The organism is Microcoleus sp. FACHB-SPT15 (assembly GCF_014849525.1).
Classification (GTDB): Bacteria; Cyanobacteriota; Cyanobacteriia; order Cyanobacteriales; family Coleofasciculaceae; genus Symplocastrum; species Symplocastrum torsivum.
Map to the genome: position 1 here is coordinate 45,588 of NZ_JACJNU010000058.1, position 6,851 is coordinate 52,438.

A 6,851-nucleotide genomic window follows, 5' to 3' on the forward strand; every position below is an offset into this window, starting at 1 on the left:
TTGACCACAAGCGATCGCTCTGCCTTACTCAATGTAGGATAAAAATCTTTATCCCTCTTACTCACCTGTGACCTATTTTAAAGACAAGATAAAGTTTAGTAGACATCAGGAACGATTTAGCAGGGTTCCCGACTTTATGTTGATATAGGGACTCCTTTGTTACTCATTCAGAAAACATCCAGACAATCGCAATTCCACATTGCATCCCTTTCAGAGAGGGCTGCCTCCATTGGACAAGTGGCGAATTACCCCACAGTTGTTTTTACTGAATTTTGGTCAACAACGAATTCTGAACCCTAACTCAGAATGTCATATAGGTTGACAAGAATGCGCGATTATGGATTAGAAAACTTAGTCCCTTAGATTAACTTTTACTTTCTACTGTGCTTTAAGGCTTGATAGCAAAGTAACAGCATCAGGGAAAGATAGTTTACAACCTTACCCGACTTAGTAGCGAGGCGACATGAGCAATGGAAAGACCCCAACACGGCATAACAAACCTTTTAAACTGTCGATTATTACTCAGTTTTATCCGCCTGACTATGCCGCGACAGGGCAGTTGATTGAAGAACTAGCGATTCAATTGGGACAGCTTGGTCTTCCCGTTCAAGTCTTTACAGGACAGCCCAGTTATGCTTTCCAAAAAAAGTCAGCGCCAGCAATTGAGCATTCAGGTCAGGTTGTGGTTAAGCGATCGCGTGCGACTCGAATTTGGTCGAAGCGAATTCGTGGCAAAGCTCTAAACGGGCTGTTGTTTTGTGTGCGATCGGGACTTTATTTACTAAAAACTGGCAGTCGTGGAGACGTTTTACTAGTCACAAGCGCTCCCCCTTTCCTTCCAGTCCTAGGCTACTTGGTCAATAAGGTTTTTGGACTTCCCTACGTTTGCCTTCTCTACGATTTGTATCCTGATGTCGCTGTTGAGTTAAACGTCATTTCTCGTCATCATTGGTTAGTTCGACTTTGGGATGCTCTAAACTGCCGTATTTGGCAGCAGGCGCAACAAGTCATCGTTCTTAGCCCTTCAATGAAAGACCGGGTTGTCGCTAAATGTCCGGAGATTACCGATAAAATTACCGTCATTCATAACTGGGCTGACCCGAATTGGATCGTACCCATAGCTAAACACCAAAACTGGTTTGCCAAAGCCTTCAATCTGGTTGACAGCTTTACTGTCCTGTATTCAGGCAACATGGGTCATTGCCATGATGTAGAGACAATTCTGGAAGCGGTCAAACTCTTACAACAAGAACCAGTTCAGTTTGTCTTCATTGGGAATGGTGCGAAAAATCAATTGTTCCAGGCGCAAGCTAAGCAACTGGGCTTAAGCAATTGTCAATTCTTGCCTTACCAAAACAAACAGAACTTACCCTATTCATTGACCGCATGTGATTTGTCTTTAGTTAGCGTTAGTCCTGGTATGGAAGGACTGGTTGCTCCTAGTAAGCTTTATGCCGCTTTGGCAGCAGCGCGTCCTGTTGCTGTCATCTGTGAACAACACTCCTACCTTCGTGCGATTGTAGCTGAAGCCCAGTGTGGTGAGGGGTTCTGTAATGGTGATGCAGCAGGTCTTGCCGCTTTTATTCTACGTTTGGCAGCAGATACGCAACTAGTACAGCAAATGGGTTTGGCGGGACGTCGCTATCTCCAAGGCAACTTCACTCCTGACTTAATTGCTAAGCAGTATTCCGATCTTTTATGTGACGCTGTTCTTAACGACCTTGACCCCTCTTGTTCTGGAAATGTTGGACAAGTCAAGCGTGAATCTTTTCCAATTCGCAAAGAAACCTGATATCCAGTGCGGTGAGATACTTCATTTTTAAGTAGTCGCTTTTTGAGCGTTGTTCGTTGCAACTGAACTACTGGCTACTGACAACTTACCTAGCCTATAAACAAAGCGATGAACTGGATCGAATTGGATAAAAGTTCCGCTAATATAACGGTAAAAACTTTCGTTCAATGAGAATTTTCCGGGGCAAGCGCAACGGATATAGATTTTATGGCTTGGTTAGCTGTACCCTGATTGTGCTGCTTTTGGGCGTTATTCCGATGCGATTGGCGATCGCATATTACCAAGTACCCTACCCCCAAGCGATTTTTACGCTTGGTGGTGGTATGGAACGAGAACAATTTACCGCTCAATTTGCCCAATCTTATCCCTCTCTAGACATCTGGGTTTCTTCCGGCTACCCTCCCAAAAAGGCGCTTCCTATCTTCCGTGCTGCGGGTATCCCAGACACACGAGTCAATTTCGACAATCGTGCGCTTGATACAGTGACTAACTTTACTTCCCTCGTCGCTGACTTCAAGCGTCGGAAGATTCAACACCTTTACTTAATCACCTCAGACTTTCATATGCCGAGGGCAAAAGCGATCGCTACTCTCGTTTTGGGTAGCCGGAGTATTGCCTTCACACCAGTTTCCATTCCCTCACGCCAACCTGTTGAATCCTGGATTCGCATCCTACGTGATGTCATTCGCACACTACTATGGATGATTACAGGTCACACAGGCGCTAGATTTCACCCCAACCGCTAGTCGATTGGGACTTTCGCAAGTGAGGCTTGTATCTCACTTACCATAAGACAAGCTAACAAAACAAATATTTATAAGTTTTTACAAGGCTGCTGGTGGCAGTAATTCTCGTTTATCACCTTGCAGGGCTTTAATTTGCCCATCATCGTCTACATCAACAACAATTGTGTCTCCATTTTTAAGGCGACCATTTAGGATTTCCTCGGTAAGGCAGTCTTCCAACAAGCGTGTGATCGCTCGACGCAGAGGACGCGCTCCGTAACTGGGGTCATAGCCTTGTTCCACCAAGCGGTCTTTAAAGCGTTCAGTGACTTCCAGAGTAATTCCTTGCTCAGTTAAACGGTTGCCTACTTCACCGATAAGGATAGAGGAAATTTGTTTAACTTCATCCTTGGTTAGTTGCCGGAAGACAATGATTTCATCAAGACGGTTGAGAAATTCTGGGCGGAAGTAAGCTTTAAGTTCTTCATTGACCAGGGAGCGAATGCATCTGTATTGAGCATCAGCTTGATTTTGAGAAAATTCAAACCCAAGACCACCACCACCTTTTTCAATCACCTTGGAACCGATGTTGGAAGTCATAATCAACAAGGTGTTCCTAAAGTCCACAGTACGACCCTTAGTATCGGTCAAACGACCATCTTCTAAGACTTGCAACAGTAGGTTGAACACATCGGGATGTGCTTTTTCGATTTCGTCAAACAGCACGACTGTATAAGGACGACGGCGGACGGCTTCTGTCAGTTGTCCCCCTTCGTTGTAACCTACAAATCCGGGAGGGGAACCGATGAGCTTGGAGACGGTGTGACGCTCCATGTATTCGGACATATCCAACCGAATCATCGCTGACTCAGACCCGAAGAAGTAAGCCGCCAGTGACGTGGCGAGTTCTGTTTTACCCACCCCTGTCGGGCCAGAGAAAATAAAACTGGCGATTGGACGATTGGGATTACTGATACCAACGCGGGCGCGACGAACTGCACGGGAAACTGCCTTGACGGCTTCTTCTTGACCGATGAGCCGAGTATGTAGAGTATCTTCCATCTGGAGTAGCTTTTCGGACTCAGATTCGGTCAGTTTGCTCACAGGTACTCCTGTCCATGAGGCGACAATGTGAGCAATGTCCTCCTCGTCTACGAGGGGAGTAGACTCAGCATCAGTAGGGTTGGAGTTATTGTCTTGAACGAGTGCCCGAATCTCTGCCTGAATTTCTAGTTCGCGAGTACGCATTTCTCCCGCCTTGCTAAACTCTTGCAACGCAATAGCATCTTGTTTAGCGATTAGAACTTGGCTTAACTCCTTGTTGAGGTTCTTGGCTGGCGATCGCACTTTAGAGTTGAGTATGCGGACACGGCTTCCTGCTTCATCAATCAGGTCAATGGCTTTGTCGGGCAGAAAGCGGTCTGAGATATAACGATCTGAGAGTTTAGCCGCAGCTTCTAGAGCCAGGTCTGAGATTTTGAGCTTGTGGTGCTGTTCGTAGCGATCGCGTAACCCATACAAAATTTCAATGGTTTCCTCAACATTGGGTTCATTCACCATTACCTGTTGGAAACGACGTTCTAATGCCGCATCTCGCTCAATGTACTTACGGTATTCATCCAGAGTAGTCGCACCAATACACTGTAGTTCCCCACGCGCTAGGGCAGGCTTAAGCATATTGGCGGCATCAAGTCCACCTTCCACTGCTCCAGCCCCAACTAAAGTATGAACCTCGTCAATTACCAGAATCACATTCTTGCAAGCGCGGAGTTCTTCTATGATGTTTTTGAGACGTTCCTCGAACTCGCCTCGGTACTTAGTGCCTGCGAGCAATGAGGCTATATTTAGAGTGAAAACTTGCTTACCTTGAAGGCTGTCAGGAGCATCGTTATTGACAATGCGTTGAGCTAGCCCCTCTGCCAGTGCTGTTTTACCGACTCCTGGCTCCCCAATTAAAATAGGATTGTTTTTAGTACGGCGACTCAGAATTTGAATTATGCGTTCAACTTCCTTTTGGCGACCCACAACGGGATCAAGCTTGCCCTCGGCGGCTAGTTGAGTCAAGTTGGTGCCACATTCGTCTAAGGTTGGTGTCTTTTTATGGGTGCGGCTATCATCATTACTCAGGTCAGGTGTCGTCTCGGAAAGCATCTGAATCACTTTAGCCCGGACTTCTGTGGAGTTAACCCTCAGGTTGAAGAGTACTTTTGCTGCCACCCCCTCTCCATCCCGAATCAGACCCAGAAGTAAGTGTTCGGTGCCAACATAGTTCTGCTTAAGCGAGCGAGATTCTTCCAACGCCATATCGAGAACACGCTTGCTCCTTGGGGTAAAGGGAATTTCAACGGCGACAAAGCCAGAACCCCGACCAATAATGTTTTCAACTTCTTCCCTTGCATCTTCGAGAGTGATGCCTAAGGAACTCAGCACTTTTGCCGCGACACCATTTCCTTCCCCAATCAGACCTAAAAGGATCTGCTCTGTACCCACAAAGTTGTGACCAAGGCGACGTGCTTCCTCATGGGCTAGCCTAATCACTTTAATCGCCTTATCTGTCAAGCGTTCAAACATCGATATGTCCTTGTGGAGAGAGTAATTGCTGTCCCGTCTGGGAGTGGGATTGTGAAGTACTGCTAGTCGCGATCGCGTCAAGCCGCTTCTAGTTTCAATGGGGATGCTTCTGTCGGTTACTCATCAAGAGTCTGAACCGAGTGAGCGTGGAAGTCTTAGTACCCCTGGAGGACACCAGAGGGTAAGTCCCTCTCGCCTCCCATAACGATTTTTCGTTATCCTAGCAGCCACCCTCCTTCCGAAGGCGGTTTGATTTTTTACTTCGACACGTTCACCTTGGACTTATGCTCTTAGTTCTTGTTAAGCCAGCCATTTCAATCAATGCCTCTCGGTGAAACTGCACCACGAAAGAGGCTGATTCCCGATAAATGGCAGATGTGGATACTCTCAGCGTAATGTTGTTCTGCGTCGAGGAAAGTAACCGTTGCACCGTGCAGGGTTGCATCTTCTGCTTACAGTAAGCAATGATGCAATCGCCGACCTTAATATCTAGCGCTTGAATGTTCATAAAAGTCTTCCTGCCTGGAAACTCCATCCCTTTATGGGTGGGGAGGAAAGCGGGGCAGGGTATAACGCTTTCCACGAATTAATACTCATGCTCGTGGTTAAGGAATTGGCTCAACCAATCCTATCCAGGCAGACACGGCTTGGCGGGACGACCAACCGATTTTGCCGTTTATTCTCCTGGAGGTGTCGTGATTCGCTACCGCCTTTATCACCCAAAGCTCGTCAGATAGGAAGAGTAGATTTCTAGCTCTTAGCTACTCAACTGTTGTAGTGTTCCTTGAGAGTAGCACAAAAACAAAACACTTAATAATATCAAAAACCAAATCTTAACGTCAAGAAAAGACGGCTAGCGTGAAATTATTGTTCACTTACGCTTAAAATTGCTAGCTAAGTTTAAGTTAAGGAAACCGCTCCAAGACTTATTTTTGCTCGGCGATAGCTCCAGCCTCAACAAGTTTGGCTAGTGAATCGCTATCAAACTCGTTCAGAGCTTTGCACAAATTTTCAAAGTGATGGTATTTCTGCAAGCTGTACTGTCCCTTATCGAGGTTTAATACTTGACAGAATTGCTTGTAATCAGTTTTCCAGTGGAAAGTGTTGAGAGATTGAACAAAGCTTTTAAGTGTATACATTTGAGATATCTCCTGATAAATACTTTTAGAGGCTATAAATTTCTTGTAATTTAGTGAGTACTTAATAATATTTTGTAAGTCTATAGCCGTTTTCCTAAAGAATGAGGTACAAGGTTCTGGGTTTTCGGGAATTGGCAAGGAAGTAAGATGTACTTCACTGATACAAGAATCGTTATAAACAGTTAAATGGTTTAATAAAATGAGGGTTATTTTTTAGGTATTAGTCTGGAGTCCCTTTCGTTTGATTGATTTGAGCAAAAAGTAAGAAAGTAATCCTTTTATCTTCATTAAACAACTTTCATTCAGGAACTTCCAGATTCTTTAGATAGAGATATCTTTAAAAAGTAAGGTAAGTTTTAAAAAATACTCACATTGATAAAAACCAGGTGAGAAAGCTCCTTGGGACTATCGAAGATTTCTATGAACGAGTAGATACAGCTAGGGAGCACCCTATTATGCAAATACATTTTCTTGTGGGACAGGCCGGAAAGCCTGTCAAAGCTAAAGGGCAGGCATCCTGCCATAGGCGTCAAGTTAAGGCATCTAGCCAAATGTCAAGAGATTGAGAGGCAGTGCGTCGTTGTCGTTGGCGCACGGCTTTGACCAGCCCCATCGAACGCTGAT

General features: G+C 45.4%; 5 protein-coding genes. 2 read left to right on the plus strand and 3 right to left on the minus strand.

The features are described from left to right. Positions 1-463: 463 nt before the first annotated feature. Together H6F98_RS22930 and H6F98_RS22935 are read left to right on the plus strand one after the other, a co-directional pair. Positions 464-1,792 (plus strand): glycosyltransferase family 4 protein, encoded by a 1,329-nt coding sequence (locus H6F98_RS22930; protein ID WP_192221033.1) that lies wholly within the window; start codon positions 464-466, stop codon positions 1,790-1,792. Between the two features lie 167 nt (positions 1,793-1,959). Beyond that, positions 1,960-2,538 carry a YdcF family protein gene (locus tag H6F98_RS22935; protein WP_192221034.1) on the plus strand — a complete coding sequence of 193 codons (579 nt, stop codon included), beginning with the start codon at positions 1,960-1,962 and terminating at the stop codon, positions 2,536-2,538. A gap of 78 nt (positions 2,539-2,616) precedes the next feature. Here H6F98_RS22935 and H6F98_RS22940 read toward each other — a convergent pair whose 3' ends face one another. The 3 genes from H6F98_RS22940 to H6F98_RS22950 all read right to left on the minus strand — a co-directional run bounded on the left by H6F98_RS22940 (position 2,617) and on the right by H6F98_RS22950 (position 6,227). Beyond that, positions 2,617-5,088: an ATP-dependent Clp protease ATP-binding subunit gene (locus H6F98_RS22940; protein ID WP_192221035.1), complete on the minus strand. Its 2,472-nt coding sequence runs from the start codon at positions 5,086-5,088 to the stop codon at positions 2,617-2,619. A gap of 271 nt (positions 5,089-5,359) precedes the next feature. After that, positions 5,360-5,596 (minus strand): hypothetical protein, encoded by a 237-nt coding sequence (locus H6F98_RS22945; RefSeq protein ID WP_192221036.1) that lies wholly within the window; start codon positions 5,594-5,596, stop codon positions 5,360-5,362. A gap of 418 nt (positions 5,597-6,014) precedes the next feature. After that, complete coding sequence (locus H6F98_RS22950; RefSeq protein WP_192221037.1) at positions 6,015-6,227, minus strand: hypothetical protein; 213 nt, start codon at positions 6,225-6,227, stop codon at positions 6,015-6,017. Positions 6,228-6,851: the final 624 nt, after the last annotated feature.

Excerpts from the sequence above, each read along its gene's own strand:
- H6F98_RS22950 (WP_192221037.1), bottom strand. The coding sequence starts at position 6,227 with ATGTATACACTTAAAAGCTTTGTTCAATCTCTCAACACTTTCCACTGG.
- H6F98_RS22945 (WP_192221036.1), bottom strand. The coding sequence starts at position 5,596 with ATGAACATTCAAGCGCTAGATATTAAGGTCGGCGATTGCATCATTGCT.
- H6F98_RS22935 (WP_192221034.1), top strand. The coding sequence starts at position 1,960 with ATGAGAATTTTCCGGGGCAAGCGCAACGGATATAGATTTTATGGCTTG.
- H6F98_RS22930 (WP_192221033.1), top strand. The coding sequence starts at position 464 with ATGAGCAATGGAAAGACCCCAACACGGCATAACAAACCTTTTAAACTG.
- H6F98_RS22940 (WP_192221035.1), bottom strand. The coding sequence starts at position 5,088 with ATGTTTGAACGCTTGACAGATAAGGCGATTAAAGTGATTAGGCTAGCC.